The sequence below is a fragment of the Acinetobacter sp. NIPH 542 genome, assembly GCF_000369825.1.
Classification (GTDB): domain Bacteria; phylum Pseudomonadota; class Gammaproteobacteria; order Pseudomonadales; family Moraxellaceae; genus Acinetobacter; species Acinetobacter oleivorans.
In genome coordinates this window covers 39,351-59,592 of the sequence record NZ_KB850206.1, presented here as the reverse complement: position 1 = coordinate 59,592, position 20,242 = coordinate 39,351, and the positions used below count along the sequence as shown (strand labels likewise).

General features: G+C 40.8%; 17 protein-coding genes. 10 read left to right on the top strand and 7 right to left on the bottom strand.

The genetic code is table 11. The annotated features are described in order from the left end of the window. Positions 1-24 precede the first annotated feature (24 nt). Together F886_RS05925 and F886_RS05920 are read right to left on the bottom strand one after the other, a co-directional pair. Positions 25-1,392 (bottom strand): amidohydrolase, encoded by a 1,368-nt coding sequence (locus F886_RS05925; protein ID WP_005302919.1) that lies wholly within the window; start codon positions 1,390-1,392, stop codon positions 25-27. A 33-nt stretch (positions 1,393-1,425) separates the two neighbouring features. Further along, positions 1,426-2,811 (bottom strand): hypothetical protein, encoded by a 1,386-nt coding sequence (locus F886_RS05920; protein WP_005302917.1) that lies wholly within the window; start codon positions 2,809-2,811, stop codon positions 1,426-1,428. A 298-nt stretch (positions 2,812-3,109) separates the two neighbouring features. Between F886_RS05920 and F886_RS05915 the strand changes: the two genes are divergently transcribed. From F886_RS05915 to tcuB, 6 genes are all read left to right on the top strand, one after another. Further along, the gene (locus F886_RS05915) at positions 3,110-4,039 is read left to right on the top strand and encodes a LysR family transcriptional regulator (RefSeq protein ID WP_005302915.1); all 930 of its coding nucleotides are present in this window, start codon (positions 3,110-3,112) and stop codon (positions 4,037-4,039) included. Between the two features lie 279 nt (positions 4,040-4,318). Further along, the gene (locus F886_RS05910; RefSeq protein WP_005302914.1) at positions 4,319-5,629 is read left to right on the top strand and encodes an MFS transporter; all 1,311 of its coding nucleotides are present in this window, start codon (positions 4,319-4,321) and stop codon (positions 5,627-5,629) included. An 89-nt stretch (positions 5,630-5,718) separates the two neighbouring features. After that, entirely contained in the window at positions 5,719-6,513 is a 795-nt protein-coding gene (locus F886_RS05905) for a substrate-binding domain-containing protein (RefSeq protein WP_005302913.1), read from the top strand. Positions 6,514-6,644: 131 nt separating this feature from the next. Further along, complete coding sequence (locus tag F886_RS05900) at positions 6,645-7,574, top strand: LysR family transcriptional regulator (RefSeq protein WP_005302910.1); 930 nt, start codon at positions 6,645-6,647, stop codon at positions 7,572-7,574. Between the two features lie 103 nt (positions 7,575-7,677). Continuing rightward, positions 7,678-9,084, top strand: coding sequence for an FAD-dependent tricarballylate dehydrogenase TcuA (gene tcuA / locus F886_RS05895; RefSeq protein WP_005302908.1), 1,407 nt, complete (start codon positions 7,678-7,680; stop codon positions 9,082-9,084). Beyond that, positions 9,074-10,207 (top strand): tricarballylate utilization 4Fe-4S protein TcuB, encoded by a 1,134-nt coding sequence (gene tcuB, locus F886_RS05890; protein ID WP_005302906.1) that lies wholly within the window; start codon positions 9,074-9,076, stop codon positions 10,205-10,207. The genes tcuA and tcuB overlap by 11 nt, the downstream gene beginning before the upstream one ends. Before the next feature lie 77 nt (positions 10,208-10,284). Here tcuB and F886_RS05885 read toward each other — a convergent pair whose 3' ends face one another. Beyond that, positions 10,285-10,818, bottom strand: a complete 534-nt coding sequence (locus F886_RS05885; protein WP_005302904.1) for an HPP family protein — start codon at positions 10,816-10,818, stop codon at positions 10,285-10,287. A 97-nt stretch (positions 10,819-10,915) separates the two neighbouring features. Here F886_RS05885 and F886_RS05880 point away from each other — a divergent pair, with 97 nt between their 5' ends. Both F886_RS05880 and F886_RS05875 read left to right on the top strand, forming a co-directional pair. Then, positions 10,916-11,464 (top strand): TetR/AcrR family transcriptional regulator, encoded by a 549-nt coding sequence (locus F886_RS05880; protein ID WP_005302902.1) that lies wholly within the window; start codon positions 10,916-10,918, stop codon positions 11,462-11,464. Positions 11,465-11,478: 14 nt separating this feature from the next. Then, positions 11,479-12,138 carry a VOC family protein gene (locus F886_RS05875; RefSeq protein WP_005302901.1) on the top strand — a complete coding sequence of 220 codons (660 nt, stop codon included), beginning with the start codon at positions 11,479-11,481 and terminating at the stop codon, positions 12,136-12,138. Between the two features lie 87 nt (positions 12,139-12,225). Here the strand turns inward: F886_RS05875 and F886_RS05870 are convergent, their stop codons facing one another. The 3 genes from F886_RS05870 to F886_RS05860 form a co-directional block, all read right to left on the bottom strand. Beyond that, positions 12,226-13,455 carry a CaiB/BaiF CoA transferase family protein gene (locus tag F886_RS05870; protein ID WP_005302899.1) on the bottom strand — a complete coding sequence of 410 codons (1,230 nt, stop codon included), beginning with the start codon at positions 13,453-13,455 and terminating at the stop codon, positions 12,226-12,228. 52 nt (positions 13,456-13,507) lie between these two features. Then, positions 13,508-14,830 (bottom strand): MFS transporter, encoded by a 1,323-nt coding sequence (locus F886_RS05865; protein WP_005302897.1) that lies wholly within the window; start codon positions 14,828-14,830, stop codon positions 13,508-13,510. A 225-nt stretch (positions 14,831-15,055) separates the two neighbouring features. Further along, positions 15,056-16,276, bottom strand: coding sequence for an acyl-CoA dehydrogenase (locus tag F886_RS05860; protein ID WP_005302895.1), 1,221 nt, complete (start codon positions 16,274-16,276; stop codon positions 15,056-15,058). A gap of 245 nt (positions 16,277-16,521) precedes the next feature. Between F886_RS05860 and F886_RS05855 the strand changes: the two genes are divergently transcribed. Beyond that, positions 16,522-17,469, top strand: coding sequence for a LysR substrate-binding domain-containing protein (locus F886_RS05855; protein ID WP_005302889.1), 948 nt, complete (start codon positions 16,522-16,524; stop codon positions 17,467-17,469). A gap of 103 nt (positions 17,470-17,572) precedes the next feature. Here F886_RS05855 and F886_RS05850 read toward each other — a convergent pair whose 3' ends face one another. Continuing rightward, entirely contained in the window at positions 17,573-18,748 is a 1,176-nt protein-coding gene (locus tag F886_RS05850; protein WP_005302887.1) for a zinc-binding dehydrogenase, read from the bottom strand. A gap of 402 nt (positions 18,749-19,150) precedes the next feature. Between F886_RS05850 and add the strand changes: the two genes are divergently transcribed. Beyond that, the gene (add, locus tag F886_RS05845) at positions 19,151-20,146 is read left to right on the top strand and encodes an adenosine deaminase (RefSeq protein WP_005302886.1); all 996 of its coding nucleotides are present in this window, start codon (positions 19,151-19,153) and stop codon (positions 20,144-20,146) included. Positions 20,147-20,242: the final 96 nt, after the last annotated feature.

The following is a 20,242-nucleotide window of genomic DNA, read 5'->3' as shown; positions in this document are numbered from 1 at the left end:
TGTGCATCTTTTTTTATGAATATCTTATTTTTTATTTAACAGTTCAAGCATAGACACCGTGGTGACTTTAGCCCCGACAGGCAAGGCTTTTAAATCTACAACATAGTTCGGACTATGCGGAATATAAGGCACAGGTTTGCCTTGCTTGATTGCATTAGCAAACACAACCGGATCTGCCACGCCAATGAACATAAAGTTAAATGGAATGTCTTTTTGATCACCTAATAAATGGTGAACATCTTCTGACCCCATAACGGCGGGATAATCAGTTAGAACATGTTTGTCGCCTAGCAAAGCTTTTAAAGGTCCATTTAAACGCGCAGAGAACTCTTTATTATTAACTACAGGCGTACTTGAACCCTTAAAGGTAAAAGTAGGCAATTGATCTTTACCCATGCCCTGCATTTCGGCAGCACCTTCACTCATGAACTTAATGTTATTTAACATGGTTTCACGTATTTTTGGATCAAACCAACGCAAGTTCATTTTGACCAGTGCAGTAGAAGGAATCACGTTATTCGAATTTCCAGCTTGGATCGAGCCAATCGATAAAACTGCTGCTTGTTGAGGGTCGACTGCGTTACCCATAATAGTTTGATATTGAGTTACTGCATTTGCCGCCATAGTAATTGGATTTTTGGTTAGCATTGGTAATGAACCATGCCCACCCACGCCTTTAAATAAAACATCGAGCTGATCGGTTCCCGCCATGCGTGGCCCTGGCGCATTAATGACCACTCCAACAGGTGCAGGTGTGGTATGTACTGCAAAGAAATAATCAGGTTTTGGTAAGTTGTATTTTGTCCACAAACCGTCAGTCACCATAGCTTTAGCACCCGTTATAGGCTCTTCAGCAGGTTGTGCGACTAAAATAATAGTTCCGCTCCATTCCTTTTTTAAAGCGACTAAGGTTTTTGCCATACTGAGCATCCATGTCACATGTGCATCATGGCCACACATGTGTGCAACAGGCGTTTCGGTTCCATCGTCAAGTTTTACCCGCACTTTACTTGCATAAGGTAAGCCAGTCGCTTCTTGAACAGTATTGGCATCCATGTCGGCACGGTACATGACCGTTGGCCCATTACCATTTTTCAAAATGCCGACCACACCTGTCTTGGCTATGCCAGTTTTAACATCAAACCCTAATGACTTAAGCTCTTTGGCAACAATGGTAGAGGTACGCGTTTCCATAAACCCAAGTTCAGGGTGTTCATGAATATCTTTATAAACCTTACTTAACCATTCTGTTTGTCCATCAATAATCGTTAACGCTTTTTGTGAGACAGTAGGTAAATTAGATGGGTTTACTTCGGCATGGAGGACAGTTCCATAACCTGCCATCAAAGTCGATAACCCTAAAAATATGCCATTTTTGATGATTTTATTCATGTAATTAAAACCTTATAAATGAATGATTTAATTTTAAAATTTATATCCTATTTTTAAGCCATAGCTTATAGAGTGATTATCCTTAAACTCACCCACATAATAGTCACTGCCTGCCTGTGCGCCAAGCTGAGCTTTTGCATCGCCTAACCAGTAATATTTCACACCACCAGAAATAAAGTATTGCGATGTTGGACTGTATTGGGCTCCCACTCCTAAGTTGTAATATCCCTTGGTTGGGCCACCCGTTGAAACTTTATCGCCAGCTCCCGAGTCCCAGCCCACTGACACAGAACCTAGCCATTTAGGTGAAAAACGTTGCCCTAGTCCTAAATTTAAAGCCCACTGGTCATCATCATAACGAACCAAATTAAACCCTTCTGGACGGCTTGGTGTTGATAATCCCCCAATAACTTTTGAAATTTCACCAAAACGGTAAGGTTGTAGCGCCAAATCACTCCAATTTACCCAGCGCAAGCTCCCAAACAATAAAGTTCCTTGGCGTAAACCTGTTTGAAATTCTAAATTCACTGAGTTTGGAGATTTAAATTTGGTTGGGCCAGAGCCTTCGCTATTGGGTAACTCTGAAATAATATGATTTAAATAGTTTTTCTTTTGCTCGGTCATCTGCCCGATAGAAATCATATAGTCGAGATGTTGGCTAACTAAATCGCGTCCTTGCTGAGTCGTTAACATATCAATTAACGGCGCATTTTCAGTTGCGTTTACTTTGTGGGTAATGGCAGAACGATAGGTAAGCGAAACTTTAACGGCCTTTTCAGGAATTTGATAAGCCAGTCCAGCTAACCAGCCCCAATCACCCACAGTTTTAGTTTGAAAGTCATAACCATTATAAAGACTAAATACATTGCCTCTTAAATTGACCTGACTTTTGAAAGTTTGATAAACCGGCCCTGCAAAAATATTCCAGTTTTTATTAGGCTGATATCCCGCAATGAAGCTAAAACTTTGAATATCAAATTTCGATTTAGCATTTCCTGTGGGAACTTGACCAGAAGTAGCATTTGCAAGGCTTGTAGTCGTAATACCGGGAAGCATAACTGTGTCTTTCGGCGTTGCGACAAAGCCATTTACACCAGAATATTCTGTGTCAGCCCCAAAAGGCTGATCGTAAAGCAACCCAAATGAATACTGCGGTGCAAGCTGAAATTTTAAAGCCGCAGTCGGCCGATAATCTGTATTGGCAATATCTGAAATTGACTGATGTGAAGGGTTAGTACCAGATTCCACTCCTTTTAAATCAGTATCTGTCACACCAAGACTTGCTTCAAAGTAATTTCCCGGTTGTAAAAATGCTGATACGGATTGGCCTGTTTTATCAAATGCAGCAGCCTGTAATGCACTTGTACAAATTGAAGCGATTCCCAATACGAATGTTCTATTTCTTACTACAAAAATCATGGATCCATCCTGGATTTTTTTATTTTGATTGTTCACTTTATTTAGATTTTGAGTGGTGCGCTTAGCCCCAAACGCCAATTCGTTGACTGTGGATGCCATATTTAAAAATTATACGATTGCCTCTCTGAAGTGGGATAAGTTCCTTTGAACTCAAGATTAAAGACGACAAAGATTTAAAACTTTCAGATAATTTTTTAAGAAACTTTTGTATTTATTGCTGTTAATATTAAAGCACATGATAGATTTCCCAATCCTTCATATCTCTATAAATTAAGGATGATGAGCGAATACATTTATTATGGAAATCAAGCAAATAAAATATTTTTTGACGGTGGTTGAAGCAGGCAGTATTGGTAAAGCTGCTCAAAAACTCGATGTCGGTGCGTCAGCAATCAGTCAACAAATTAGCAAGCTAGAGCAAGAGCTAAGCATTCGCTTATTACAGCGTAATGCTTTTGGCGTCACGCCTACACCAGCGGGTCTGGCCTTTTTAAAACACTCTCAACTTATTTTGCGTCAAGTTAACTTCGCAATAGACGCTGCACATTCAGCTCGGCTTTCAGGCCATGTCAGCCTTGGTTTTCCGCCCACCATTACCGCTTTAATTGGCATCCCTTTAATGAAACTAATGTCTGAACGCTATCCAGACATTCGTCTAGAAATTGTGGAAACTCTGTCGGGTAATCTAATTCAGTCGATTAATTCGCGTCAGCTTGATATTGCCATTATTTTTACCAATGAAATTGATAAACAGTGGTCGATACAACCTTTGGTACGTGAACAAATGTATTTGATGGCACGCAAAGAAGTGCTTGAAAAATACGGTCTTGCCGACTGTATCAAAAGTGGAATTATTCAGTCGCAGCAAATTGGCGATATTCCTTTAGTGTTGCCACGGCAGCGTCATAGCTTAAGAAAATTGCTTGAGCATAAGATTGGGCAGCTTAATGTTGTCTATGAAATTGATGGTCTACACTTACTGATGGACAGTCTAATTCACCTTGACCTTGCAAGTGTTCGCCCTGGAAGTGCCTGCCTGCAAGAATACAAACATAAACTTCAATTACTAAAATTGATTGATCCTGAAGTTGAGCGAATCAATTACTTGGTGAGCCTTGCCGAAGAAGAATTATCACCTGCTGCACTGGCTGCAAAATCGGCAATTAAAGCCTGTGTGAAAGAGTTGATTCAAAACCAAATATGGCCGTGTTCTGAAATTATTTTATAAAGGGTCATTAATTTTATTAAATACCTAATTAATTTTGCCCTCTCACTCCCTCCTGCCGTTTGAGATTACATTTTCATCTGAATGATAAGTGAATTTCTGTTTATCGACTTATAGATGTGTAGTTTGAACTGGAAACAAGGCATCACATTTTCTACGAAGGATACCTTTAAATCTCATCTCTAACCCATTTCCTATTTAGGTTTATTGAATGAGTCAATTTTAAAGCCCTCAATTGAAGATCGTGAATGTTTCCATTTTGTCAGGCCAAGGAGGTCTCCAATGGATGTCGTGAATAACCGTAGGGCTACTTTTAAAAAAATATTAAATGTAACGAGTGGCAACTTTTTAGAACAGTACGATTTTTTTCTTTTTGGTTTCTATGCCACTTATATCGCAGCAAAATTTTTCCACTCTGAAAATGAATATGTCTCTTTAATGATGACATTTACCGTGTTTGCTGCGGGCTTTCTTATGCGTCCTCTCGGCGCTATTTTCTTGGGTGCTTATGTCGACAGAGTTGGTCGACGTAAAGGTCTTATTGTGACTTTAAGCCTTATGGCAATCGGAACCATCTTAATTACCTTTGTACCTGGTTATGAGACGATTGGTATTCTTGCACCAATTTTGGTGGTGATTGGACGTCTATTACAAGGCTTCTCGGCAGGTGTTGAATCTGGCGGTGTATCGATTTATCTCGCTGAAATTGCAACAGATAAAAACCGTGGGTTTATCACAAGCTGGCAATCTGGCAGCCAACAAATTGCGGTGGTATTCGCAGCATTACTTGGCTACTGGCTCAACACCATTTTAACTCATGCTCAAGTGGGTGAATGGGGCTGGCGTATTCCGTTTTTAATTGGTTGTTTGATTATTCCTTTAATCTTCTTGTTCCGTCGTACGTTAGAAGAAACTGAAGACTTTAAAGCGCAAAAAACTCATCCATCGACCAAAGAAATTTTCAGCACGCTTGCGAGCAACTGGCGCATCGTACTTGCGGGCATGATGATGAGTGCCATGACCACAACCACGTTCTATTTCATTACGGTTTACACCACTGTGTATGCAAAACGTACTCTAGAAATGTCGGTAACGGATAGCCTTTTAGCAACCGTATTTGTGGGTTTATCCAATTTCTTCTGGTTACCAATGGGTGGCTTACTTTCAGACAAAATTGGTCGTCGTCCAGTTTTAGTCGGCATTACAACCCTTGCCATCTTTACAACTTATCCAGTTTTAAGCTGGTTAGTGAGTGACATTAGCTTTACCAATCTGATTATTACGCTTGCTTACTTCTCATTCTTCTTTGGTATGTACAACGGCACCATGGTCGCAACGCTTGCCGAAGTAATGCCAAAACGTGTACGTACAGTTGGCTTCTCTTTAGCGTTCAGCCTTGCAGCCGCTATTTTTGGTGGTATGACGCCAATGGCTTGTACGTACCTTGTCGAAAACACAGGTAATGCAAGCACACCTGCATTCTGGCTGATGTTAGCAGCGGTATGTAGCTTAATCTCAAGCTTGTATTTATGCCGTGGTTCTAAGCAGAAGAATGCAGACCCAATTGCTGAACCTGCGAAGGTTAGCGCTTAAAACAACAACTATTTAACCTGAAATTTTAATGAACAGTACGGCGCATGTTGCAGCCGTACTGTGCTCTCCTATCATTAAAGCGAGATACTATGAAAAAGTCCCCTATCTTCATGACCATTTGTTTAGCTGGTGCAGGTTTAGGCTCAACGCTTGCTAACGCAGATACACTCGAAGTGATTAGCTCAGGCGGTTTCTATTCATCTATGGAAAAACTCATTCCAATATTTGAAAAGCAAACTGGTCACACGGTTCACCTTTCGTCTGGTTCATCAATGGGCGCATCACCAACTGCAATTCCAAATCGACTCGATCGTGGTGAACATTTTGATGTGGTGGTATTAGCTGCTCCTGAACTGAACAAGCTTGCAGAAAAGGGTTATGTAGACCCAAGTTCACAAAGTGCTTTAGTCAATTCAAGCATTGGTATGGCTGTGCCTAAAGGTGCACCAAAACCAGATATTAGCTCTGCGGCAAAATTCGAAAAAGTTTTATTAAATGCTAAGCACATTGGTTATTCAGCAAGTGCGAGCGGCACGCATCTTGAAAAAGATGTTTTCCCAAGCTTCCCACCTGTCGAGTACAAAGTGATTTCTGGTAAAGCAGAAAAAGTAGTCGGTGACCGTGTTGCAAAACGTATTGCTGAAGGTCAGTTCGATATTGGTTTCCAGCAAATTAGTGAAATCAAACCTTTTACAGGCCAATATGGTCAAGTTGATTTAGTCGGCCCAATTCCTGCGCCTTACCAGAAAGTCACTGTATTTGCAGCGGGCATTGGTAAAAACTCTGAACATGAAAAAGTCGCAAAAGAACTCATCAAATTTGTGAAGTCACCACAAGCAACACAAATTATTGAAGAACAGGGTCTTGAGCAGGTTAAACAATAAAAGCTCTAAAAGGCAACATCTTGAGGTGATGTTGCCTTTACTCTGTTGGTGGTTTACTCAGCACAATAGAACAAAATGAATAGCGATAAACCAGTGTAGAATAACCAATAAAGGACAATGTAGTATTTACCGTGGAACTCAAACAATTAAAGTATTTTATTGCGGTGATCGAGTCAGGAAGCTTGGGTAAAGCTGCAAAAAATCTCGATATTGGAACTTCTGCATTAAGTCAGCAAATCTCAAAATTAGAAAGCGAGCTTTCGATTCGCCTTTTACAACGTACTGCTTTGGGAACGGTTCCCACCCCTGCGGGTTTAGCTTTTTTTCAACAGGTTCAACTGGCGCTTAGACACTTAGACCATGCCGTAGACTCTGCACACTCTTCACGTTTAAGCGGTCATGTCACCGTCGGTTTTTCGCCGAGTGTCGCGTCGGTTATTGGCACACACTTTTTAAAACTCATGAGAAACCGTTACCCCGACATTAAAGTCCGTCTAATTGAAGGTTTATCGGGTGACCTCAAGGCCTTAGTTAATGCAAGGCAGCTCGATGTTGCCATCATCTTTAGTGACGATGTCGACCCACAGTGGGCCATACAGCCTTTAGTCAAAGAGCAAATGTTTTTAATCTCGCCTAAAGAAGTGCTGAGTCAATACCATCTTGAAAGCTGTATAGACACTCAAACCATTACTCATTCACAGCTTAAAGAACTTCCGCTAATTTTACCGAGCCAACGACATGGACTGCGCTTGTTGCTCGAACAGAAAATTCATCAGCTTAAAGTGGCCTATGAAATTGATGGGCTGCACTTGTTAATGGAAAGCATCAGCCAACTCGAAATGGCAACCATCCAACCTGCGGGTGCCTCATTAAACTCACGGCAAGACCTATGTTTACTGCGCGTTGTAGAACCTGCTATTGAACGCATTAACTATTTAATTAGTCTGTCTGAAGAAGAACTCTCGCCTGCAACTTTAGCCACCAAAGTAGTGATTCGTGCTTGTGTGACCAACCTGATTAATGAAAAGCGCTGGCCCGGTGCGAAACTCATAAACACTTAAGCCATTAGTGTTTATTTTTACTAAACACCCATTCAAGCTTAGCCTCTCACTTCACCGTCCCTTTTAAAGCTACATTAGCCCTAGCTGAGAAAGGGAGAAATCCATGCATGATGTGATTGTAATTGGTGGTGGGAATGCCGCACTGTGTGCCGCGCTCACGGCAAAAGAAAGTGGCGCGTCTGTGCTTGTCATAGAAGCAGCGCCTAAAGAATGGCGTGGTGGTAACTCACAACACACTCGTAACCTCCGTTGCATGCATGATGCTCCTCAAGATGTATTAGTCGATGCCTACCCAGAAGAAGAATATTGGCAAGACCTACTTAAAGTGACTGCGGGCAAAACCAATGAGCACTTAGCTCGTCTGGTCATTCGTAGTACGGCAACATGTCGCGACTGGATGCGTAAACATGGCGTGAATTTTCAGCCGCCTCTATCGGGTGCTTTACACGTTGCACGTACCAATGCCTTTTTTATGGGTGGCGGTAAAGCTCTTATTAATGCGTACTACCGTAGTGCTCAAGAACTTGGTATTGAGATTTTATACAACACAAAAATTAAAGATCTAAAGTTAAACCAAGGACATTTTGAAGCTGCAATTGCGGAAGATGGCCGCGTGTTTAAGGCGAAAAGCTGTGTATTGGCCGCAGGTGGTTTTGAGTCAAATCTGGAATGGTTAAGAGAAGCATGGGGACAAAATGAAAACGGCGAATGGCCTGCCGATAATTTCATTATTCGCGGAACCCGCTTTAATCAAGGCAACTTACTCAAATTTATGATAGATCAAGGCGCCGATATTATTGGTGACCCATCACAATCGCATTGCGTCGCTGTAGATGCACGCGCACCGTTATATGACGGCGGCATCTGCACCCGTATTGACTGCGTTTCCTTGGGAATTGTGGTCAATAACAAAGCTGAACGTTTTTACGATGAAGGCGAAGACTTCTGGCCAAAACGTTATGCGATTTGGGGCCGCCTTGTTGCCAAACAACCTCAGCAAATTGCCTATTCTATTATCGACTCAAAAGCCATTGGGCGCTTTATGCCACCTGTGTTTGCAGGGGTAAAAGCAAATAGCATTCAAGAACTGGCCGAAAAAATCGGGCTAGATGCAAAAACCTTCTGTCACACGGTAGAAGAATTTAATCAAGCCTGTGTACAAGGCACCTTTAACCATACGGTTTTAGATGACTGCACCACCAAAAATATTGTTCCCAACAAAACCCATTGGGCGGTTCCTCTCGATCGCCCACCGTTCTATGCCTATGCGCTTAAACCCGGCATTACCTTTACCTATTTAGGTTTAAAAGTCGAAGACGATGCTGCGGTACGTTTTAACAATAAAGCCAGCCGCAACCTGTTTGTCGCTGGTGAAATGATGGCAGGTAACGTACTCGGTCAGGGTTATACCGCAGGCGTTGGTATGTCTATTGGCACAACCTTTGGACGTATTGCCGGAAAAAATGCAGCCCACTATGCACTTTCACAAGGAGTTGAACATGAATGCTAGTACTAAAGCCCTAATTCCAGTTGTTCAACTCTCTGACCATGAGCAGGAAGTTCAAAGAGCGCTACAGATTTGTAATGCTTGTCGTTACTGTGAGTCTTTTTGTGCTGTATTTGCGGCGATGACCAAGCGCCTTGAGTTCAATCAAGCCGATATTCATTACCTCGCAAACCTTTGCCATAACTGTGGTGCATGTTTACACGCTTGCCAATATGCCCCACCACATGAGTTTGGTGTAAACATTCCAAAAGCGATGGCACAAGTACGTTTAGAAACTTACCAAGAGTTTGCGACACCTCAACCACTAGGCAGACTTTATAAATCGGTGGGCATTCCTTTTGTCTCAGCATTATCAGCTATTTTCTTTTTATGCATGTTAGCTGTGGTGTGGTACAAAGGCACCGACCTGTTTGCAGGTTATCAAGGTAATTTCTACGCGATTTTCCCGCATAACTTTTTAGCTCTACTGTTTGGAGCGACCTTTACAGTTGCGATTGTTTTGCTCGGCATTGGGATTAGTAAATTTTGGAGACAGACGTCTAAAGTTATTCACGGCAAAGTTGAAAAACCCGACCTTATTCAAGCCTCTCAAAATGTTTTAACGCTTAAATATTTAGACGGTGGACATGGCAAAGGCTGTAATGAGCAAGATGACCGTTACACACAAATCCGCCGTGTGTTCCATCACCTCACCTTTTATGGCTTTATGCTTTGCTTTGCAGCCACAGGCGTAGCGACTTTATATCACTATTTCCTTAACCTACATGCGCCTTACCCTATCTTTAGCTTGCCTGTTATTTTGGGTACTTTGGGTGGGTTTGGCTTAGTGATTGGACCATCTGGCTTGCTTTATTTAAACCTTAAACGTCATCCATTACATGGTGACCGCGAGCAGAAACCTGTGGATCGAGGCTTTATTTTCCTTTTAATTTTAGTCAGTGCTTCAGGTTTAGCTCTTATGGCATTTCGCAATACGCCTTACATGGCACTTTTACTGATTTTCCATTTAGCTACAGTCATGACCTTCTTCATTACCATGCCATTTGGAAAGTTCGCACACGGTTTTTACCGCAGTGCTTCTTTACTCAAATTTGCCATCGAAGAACGTATTTCTAAAAAGTCATAATTTCATTCAAAAGTATTCACTATCTTGGCGTAGTGAATACTTTCATTATTTTAAGATCAAAATACTTTATACCTTGCCTACTTTTTACTATTTAAAATTCCCAAGCCATACATCGGCCACTTGGTACTCGCTTTAATATTATTAATCAGCATCGCCACCAAAACTAAAGACACTGCGCCAACCAAAACAGGGAAAATTAAGAAACTCCACTGGTAATGTATGCTACTCGCAGTGAGTAAAATAACCAAAGGATTGGCCCCAGCAGGTGGATGAACGCATTTAAACACTTGCATGAGCGCAATGGCACAACCTACTGATAAAGCAATTGTAAAAATAGAAACACCGACAAATTTTAGAAAAAACAAACCTACAAAAGCCGAAATAAGATGCCCAAATATAATATTTCTCGGCTGTGCCAAAGGTGACTGCGACACGGTATAGAGCAATACACAGGTCGCACCAAACGGCGCCATGATAAAAATATTATGTGTGAGCTTACTCAACCACAGAAGTATAAAAATACTAACTGTCCCCCCAATAAGGCTTCTTAAAACATCAACTTTAGTGGGCGATGGAGCCAGTTTTTCTTTGCCATAAAAGATCGAGAACATGGTTTTTTCCTCAAACAAAAATTTGCTTTTTAAAAAGCATATAGATAAAATTTCAAATAGTACAGATCTGTACTATTTTATTTTTTGGAAAAGACACATGTCAAAATCTGCCTTAAAAATATTAGATACAGCCGAGAAACTATTTAATGAAAATAGTTTTGTCGGGGTTGGCGTTGACCTGATTCGCGATGAATCTGGCTGCTCTAAAACCACCATGTACACGTACTATAAAAATAAAAATCAACTGGTTAAGTCTGTACTCGTTGCACGTGATGAACGGTTTAAGCAAAGCCTTTTGGGCTATGTGGGAGATGCAACAGGGTTGGAAGCCATCAATAAAATTCTGGATTGGCACACCAATTGGTTTAGACAAGATTTTTTTAAAGGCTGTTTATTTGTAAGAGCAGTCGCTGAATCTAACCAAGATGATCAAGACATTATTTCTATTTCTAAAGCTCATAAACAATGGATTAAAGTATTGATTGCGCAAAACTGCAATATACCGAATGGTGAAGCTTTATCTGAGCTGATCTATACGGTGATTGAAGGCTTAATTAGCCGCTTTTTAGTCGATGGTTTCGATGAAATACTTGCGATAAACATGAAAAACTCTATTAATCAATTATTTAATATTCATCAACATTAGTATGAGAACTTAAAATGGAAGTGGACCATATTTTTATTTGTGTACAATCAGGCGCTCCCGAAGCTGAAACTTTAAAAAAATTCGGTCTAACAGAAGGTTCATCCAATAAGCACCCGGGTCAAGGTACAGAAAACAGACGCTTTTTCTTTAAAAATAGCTTTATCGAATTAATCTTTTTAAATAACCCAGAAGAAGCCTCAAGTGATCTCACCAAACCGACTCTGCTTTTTGAACGACTAAGTGCTCAAAATAATATTGCGTCCCCTTTTGGTATTTGTTTTCGCCCTAAGAATAAAGATGATAACGGTGCAAAATTTCCTCATTGGGTTTACAAGCCAAGCTATTTACCAGCCAGCTTAGAAGTAAATGTTGCCAAAGATTCTGTGGTATCTGAACCGATGTGGTTCTTCCTTTCATTTGCTTCACGACCAGACCTTGCTGCAAAAGAAAAACAACAACCACTTGTGCATAGCAAAGATTTATCAGAAATCACTGCGATTAAAGTTTCTATTCCAAACCTTGAAAAGCACCCTACTTCATTGCTGTTCAATTCGCTTGATAGTTTTGAAGTGACAGATGGATCGGAGCATTTAATGGAAATTAGTTTTGATCATGAACCTCAAGGAATGATTCATGATTTCAGACCAGAACTGCCGCTTATTTTTAAATATTAAAATGCTTATTTTCTAATAATAAAAAACTGTGATTTATTGCAAATCACAGTTTTATTTAAATTGAATCACATTAAAAACGACAACAGCTTAAGCAATTTTTCCATCAATAATACCTTTCTCTTTTAGCGCAGCCAGTTCTTCTGCTGTTTTAAATCTCGATAAGATTTGAGCCGTATGTTCACCTAGCTCTGGCGGTGCATGATGATATTCAACTGGAGTATCAGACAGCTTGATTGGTGAGCCTATGGTTTGAAAGTTTTCATTTAAACGATGAGGAATATTCACCACCAAATTACGATGGACGATTTGTGGTTCAGCCAAAGCTTCTTCAATAGAATTGATAACACCTACTGGCACTTTAAGCGCATGAATCATCTCAACCCATTCTTTGGCAGTTTTTTGCAAAAAGTGCTCGGACAATAAAGGAATCAGTTCATCTCGATATTTGACGCGGTCTTGGTTGCGCACAAATTTTTCATTTTCGAGTAACTCTGGATAACCAATCGCAACACACAAATCTTTAAACTGTTTATCGTTACCGCAAGCAATAATAAATTCTTTATCTTTAGCCTTAAAAGTTTGATACGGCACAATACTCGGATGTTGATTACCCATGCGCTGCGGGGCTTTACCTGAGGCTAAATAGTTCATTCCCTGATTTGCCAGTGCCGCGACCTGTACATCAAGCAAAGACATATCAATATATTGTCCACGTCCTGTGTGTGACCGTGCAATCAAAGCTGCCTGAATCGCGATGGTTGAATACAATCCCGTTTGAATATCTACAACAGCCACACCAACCTTTTGTGCACCACCGCCTGCCACATCATCAGGCTCACCAGTAATGCTCATTAAGCCAGACATACCCTGAATAATAAAATCATAGCCGGGTTCTTCTGCACGTGGGCCATCTTGCCCAAAACCCGTAATCGAGCAATAAACAATATTTGGGTTTAACTCACTTAAAGAAGCATAGTCCAAACCATATTTAGCCAAAGACCCTGTCTTATAATTTTCAATTACCACATCGGCTGTCTTAGCAATTTCATAAATTAAAGCCTGACCTTCGGGTGTAGTAATGTCTACCGCAACCGAATATTTATTGCGGTTGGTACACTGAAAATAACCAGATTCACGGGTCATGTTTCCATCTTGATCGGGCATCCATGGCGGTCCCCACATACGGGTGTCATCACCAACTCGAGGACGTTCAATTTTAATCACTTCCGCGCCAAGGTCTGCCAAGATTTGTCCGCACCAAGGCCCTGCAAGCACACGACTTAAATCTAAAACCCGAATTCCTTGTAATGCACCCATAACGATACCCTTATCTTTTTAGAAGGTACTCAACGCACCTTCTTGTCATTGTTTATGATTGTTTTTGCGGATCGTACTGACGATCTTTAATAAATAAGCCTGGCAATACACCCGCAACAAAATACGCAGCGCCCATCACAATAAAGGCCATGGTAAACGTACCACCCGACGCCAAGAAACCAATGGTGGCTGGTGCAATAGCTGCCCCGACACGACCAATGTTATAAGCCCCGCCAATAGCCGTTCCGCGCACATCGGTTGAAAAACTTTCAGCCATATAAGTCGCGTTCACACCATATGGAATGCCATATAAGAAGCCAAAGGTGATCAATAAATACAAAATATTGTCAGGGGTGTTAAAGAAAATAATGATTGGCAAGAACACGGCGCTGGCTATTGTTCCAAACACAAAAACAGCACGGCGGTTAAATTTGTCAGCAAGATAACCCGCTAAAATTTTGCCTAGAATCATTGCTGTATATGAACCCACCATATAACTGGTTAAGTTTTTAAAGTTCATATGTACTTCTGTTTCTAAATAACTTGGCATCCAGTTGTTAATGCCGTAATAACCAAACTGTAAGAAAAATGCTGTGGTCATCCACAACAAAAACATTTTACGGTGCTTAAAGTTATTAAATATTTGCTTATAGATACTGCCACTTTTCGGCTTTTCAGCCACAACTCTTTCTTTAGGTTGTCCGTTGCCTTGTAAGCTTTCAATTTTAGTGAGCTGCCAAGATTTTGGCTCTGGCACAAATCGTTGTAGGAAAATATTAACAAAAGCAGGCACCACGGTCAGGAAGAACAAAACACGCCAGCCATGATCTGGAATAATTGCGCCAGCTAATAGCGTCGCAGCAATATAACCTACGGTTTGTCCCGTCTGTAATGTGCCCAATACCGTGGTACGGTATGTGGTTGGCACATATTCAGCCATTAAGGTATTGCAGGCCATATAGAGTGCTCCAATTCCCAAAGCACCAATAAAACGTAAAGCCATAAATTGCTCGAAGCTTTGCGTAAAACCCAATAAACAGGTCGCTACCGAAAAGAAAGTCACAGAGTTGGCAATGGTTCTTACACGACCAAACTTGTCACATGCCCAACCACCCAAAATACCGCCAATACCCATACCTGCCAAAGAAGCACTACCTAATGCACCTGCCTGAAAGGTACTTAAACCAAACTCTGCCTTTAAGCTGGTCAAGCTATAAGACAGCAGCATAATATCAATGCCATCGACTACCATTGCAAAATAGGCAAATAACAACGCCCATTTCCATGTATGAGGTCCGATCTTTTCATATGTTCCAAGGTTACTTGGAAATGTATTTCTTAATTCTTTCGATATTACTTGAACGTCATTGTTCATCTTTAGTTCCTCATTTTCCCAAATGAGTCATCGATAGCGTACTTATGTTTTCTGTATGACTTAATCTTCTATATTTTCATCATCTTATATTTAGTTTTAAGTACACAGAGGCGTATCTTTACATGAGTATCCTTACGATGAATCTTGTCATTTTCCATAAATTTTTTGCGTAAAAATCCCTAAAGGTGCTCTCGAAAGAACACCTCTATATTTTAAATGAATGAGTTAGTTACTAAATGCCGCGATGCCTGTTTGCGCACGACCTAAAATAAGAGCATGGACGTCATGTGTGCCTTCATAGGTATTTACGACTTCAAGATTGACCAAATGGCGGGCCACACCAAACTCGTCACTAATACCGTTTCCACCCATCATGTCACGCGCCATACGGGCAATATCAAGCGCCTTTCCACAGTTATTACGCTTAATTAGTGATGTGCCTTCAACTGATGCAATGCCTTCATCTTTCATACGACCAAAACGTAGAGCCACTTGCAAACCTAATGCAATTTCAGTTTGCATATCTGCCAGTTTCTTTTGAATTAACTGATTTGCAGCCAACGGACGACCAAATTGTTTACGGTCCATGGTGTATTGATGTGCTGTATGCCAGCAGAATTCAGCAGCACCCATTGCACCCCACGCAATGCCATAACGCGCACTGTTTAGACAGGTAAATGGGCCTTTTAAACCTCGAATTTCAGGGAATGCATTTTCTTCAGGGACAAAAACGTTATCCATCACAATTTCACCTGTAATGGATGCACGTAAACCGACTTTGCCATGAATTGCTGGTGCAGATAGGCCTTCCCAGCCCTTTTCTAAAATGAAGCCGCGAATATCACCAACATTGCCTTCAGCAGAAACTTCTTTTGCCCAGACGACAAATACATCGGCAATTGGACTGTTGGTAATCCACATTTTTGCGCCAGTTAAACGGTAACCACCGTCAACTTTTTTAGCGCGGGTAATCATACTACCTGGGTCTGAACCATGGTCAGGCTCGGTCAAACCAAAACAACCAATATATTCGCCAGTGGCAAGTTTAGGTAAGTACTTTTGCTTTTGTTCTTCCGTACCAAACTCATTAATTGGAACCATCACCAATGAGCTTTGCACGCTCGCCATAGAGCGGTAGCCTGAATCCACATATTCAATTTCACGCGCAACCAAACCATAACTCACATAGTTCAAACCCGCACCGCCATATTGCTCAGGAATGGTTGGACCCAGTAAGCCAAGCTCTCCCATTTCACGGAAAATAGATGGGTCTGTTTTTTCATGACGGAATTGTTCAAGTACACGTGGTTGCAAACGTTGTTGGCAATAGGCATGAGCCGCATCACGAATCATGCGCTCATCTTCGGTAAGCTGTTGCTCAATTAAAAAAGGGTCTTGCCAGTTAAATTGAACTTTTGCTTTTTTTGTTGTCACCATGTGATTCATCGCATCCTCTGCTTGATTTGATCTTCTTTATTTAACTCGATGTTATGCGTGAAAAATGCAGTAATCAAACGATAAATGTTCATGCAGATATGCGACTTACGCATATTTAAAATAAGACGCATTAAATTTAGATATTTAATTCATTGTATTTTATTAAAAATGACTTATTTTTATACTAAAATTTGATATCTGCATGTAGGTCATATGCTGTTTTGAAATATGACGACAAATAAAAGGATTTATTTATGCGAAGAAGTATCCCATCCATTCAGGGCCTGATTTGCTTTGAAAGTGCAGCAAAACATTTAAGTTATACCTATGCTGCGCAAGAGTTATGCATTACCCAAAGCGCGGTCTCTCGCCAAATTCAGCAGTTAGAAGATTTCTTGGGTGTTGAACTCTTTATACGTACTCGGCATGGCGTTGAACTCACCATTGCAGGTCAGCAGTATTTTAAAAGTATTAAGCCCTATTTATTGGGTTTAGAGAAATGTACAGCCGATGTGATTTCTCATAAGGGTTTAGGTGGAACATTAAAGTTAGGTGTGGTTCCTACCTTTGCAACGCGTTGGCTGTTACCCAAACTTCATCTTTTAAATCAAAAACACCCTGAAATTACGGTTCACTTAGAAACCAGTACCAAGCCCTTTTTATTTAATGACAATATTTTTGACGCTGCGATTTTTGCAGGTACGCAGCAGCAAATTGACCACTGGCCCGGCATACAAGCGCATTATTTAATGGATGAAGAAATTGTACCTGTATGCTCGCCAAGTCTAATCGAAAAGTATTTTCCAGATGCTGTGATGATTAATGAAAATACCTATGATTTAAGCTCAGAAGATTTGCTAAAAATTCCCCTGCTACAACAAACCACTCGGCCAAGCATTTGGCAAGAATGGTTTCTGACCCATCACATGCAGCATCCGAAGCCCTTTGATGGACAACGCCATGAGTTATTTTCAATGCTTGCCGTTGCTGCCAGTCATGACATGGGAATGGCCTTAATTCCACAAATGTTGATTGAGTCTGAACTACAAAAAAAGGAACTGGTGATTGTTTCCAATAAGAAACTAAAAGGTAGCCGAAAATACTATCTTATTCACTCGAGCCAAGACATCACACCGACCATTCAAAAATTTGTTGAGTGGATTTACCAAGAACTAGAACAACTAAAGAGCAATACAAATTAGCTCAGCAGGTTTTACTTATGCTCAATATTGCGATCTATACTCATAAAAAAGATTGTGATTAATGAGATCACAACCTTTTTAGTTAAGCGCAAATGACTTTGAATTAATGACTCATTAATTGAATGTCTGAACCATTACGTTTCGGGTCAATCAAAATTTTGGCATGCTGTTCAGGGTCACGTAACGCTTCAAATGCATTGGTAACTCCTTCTAGGCCAACAACACCGGTAATGAGTGGTGAGCAGTTCACTTTACCTTCTGCAATCATATGCAGCGCATCTCGAAACTCAAGCGGTGTATAGCCCAACACAAACTGAATTTCTAGCTCTTTATTAATCGCAAGTGCAGGTTCTATTTTGTCACTTTGCATGCAGACGCCCACCCCGACAATTCGGGAAAACAAAGGTGCACCTTCAATAATTTGCTGTAAAACACCCGGCACACCCACACACTCAAAAATAACAGGACGTTTTGGCAAAGCACCTAATTTATCAATCATGCGCCATCCATGCCACCATGGTAAGCGTGTCGCTTGCAACTTATCAAACAGCCCCATGCCCATGTTAATTGCATCAGAAACATTGCCAAGCAAACCAAACTCTTTCCAGTTGGCAAATGGCGATGTCTCTTTAGGGTCTACCACAATATCGGCACCGCATTGCTCGGCAAGCTTACGGCGGTTTGGTGAAAAGTCGCTGGCAACTACAGTTTTAACCCCAGCTGCTTTAAGCATTAATATGACACCTAGCCCGACAGGACCACAGCCAATTACAATCGCAGGTTCACTTGTTTTTACACGGCTACGTCGAACAGCATGCAATGCAACCGCCATAGGTTCAGTCATGGCAGCACTATGGGCATCTAGACCGTTGGGTACTTCAAACATCAAGCTCGATTGAGCCAATACTTGCTCGGCATAACCGCCCGAAGCATTTGGAGAAAGCCCTGTAGATAAATAACCGTGCTGATCTACATTTAAAAGTGGCATTGCACAAACAAGTGTATCGGCTTTAAATTTATGACGTGTTTTTGGACCATAGTCTAAAACCTTGCCGCAAAATTCATGTCCAAGTACAAATGGGTCTGTGGACTTCGCTAAACCATTAAACCCAACACGTGCAGCCAAATCATGCATGTGGTCACAGTGGTGCTGCATATGTAAATCAGAGCCACAAATCCCACATCGCACCACTTCTAATAACACCTGTCCTTTTGCAGGTGTTAATTTCGGTTGGTCCACCACTTGTAATTTTGCTTGATGACAAAGTACCGACTTCATTTGAGTGCTTCCTATTTCTTCTTTTTCATTTACTTGCCAGAAATAGATTTCTACAGATAAATTAATCGCTTTATCAGTTTGGTCTTTAGCAAGCCTTTATTCATCTTTACAACTAAAAGGCAAAATACCAATGACCATTCTTCAGCCAATCTACTCTTGAAGAGTCAACAAAAAACAGGCTCAGCGAAATTAAAAACAATAAAAATCTTGGTGCTTGTATCTTACACAGACTGCGTTATCTTCTTAGGCCAGAACAATGTCATCAAAATTAAAACTTATACAAATATAGTAAGTTCAAAAAACTCAACTCAACGCTTTTCACAAAAACATAGCAAATCCAAACTTTTATCAGCAGCTCTAAACAGGCATGATGAACTGATACGATTAGATAAGAAGAAATCTATGATTACAAAAACGCTCCCGCTTACAGATATACACCGTCATCTTGATGGCAACATCCGCATTCAAACCATTTTAGAATTGGGCCAACAATACCATTTAGATTTACCTGCTTACGACATTGAATCTTTACGACCACACGTACAAGTGATGGATAACCAACCTGACTTATTAAGTTTTTTATCGAAGTTGGATTGGGGCGTAAAAGTATTAGCCAGTTTAGATGCCTGCAAACGTATTGCTTTTGAAAACATGCAGGATGCTGCCCAACAAGGCCTAGATTATGTAGAGCTGCGTTTTTCACCAGGTTATATGGGAATGACACATCAACTTCCACTTGAAGGCGTTGTTGAAGCAGTTATTGCTGGAGTCAAAGAAGGTAGTCAAGCTTACGGGGTAAAAGCGAATTTAATTGGCATTATGAGCCGTACTTTTGGTCAAGAAGCCTGTGAAAAAGAATTAAATGCCCTACTTGCCCATAAAAATGATATTAAAGCGTTGGATCTTGCTGGAGATGAGCTTGGTTTTCCGGGCAATTTATTTATTGATCACTTTAAAAAAGCGCGTGATGCAGGTTGGCACATTACAGTACATGCAGGTGAAGCTGCTGGCCCAGAAAGTATTTGGCAAGCTATTGAAGAATTAGGGGCCGAACGAATTGGACATGGCGTTAAAGCAGTTCAAGATTTAAAACTTTTAGATTATTTAGCAAAACATAAGATTGGTATTGAGTCTTGTCTCACCTCAAACATTCAAACCAACACTGTACCGTCTTTAGCAGAGCACCCATTAAAGACTTTTTTAGAACATGATGTACTTGCCACCATTAATACAGATGACCCAGCAGTAGAAGGTATTGAGATACAACATGAATATTTAACTGCTGCCCCATTAGCAGGTTTAAGCCCGGAGCAAATTTATACAGCTCAAGAAAATGGACTTAAAATCGCATTTTTATCAGATCAAGAAAAAGATGAGTTAAGACAGAAATATAAATAACAGAGAACAGAGAACAGAGAACAGAGAACAGAGAACAGAGAACAGAGAACAGAGAACAGAGAACAGAGAACAGAGAACAGAGAACAGAGAACAGAG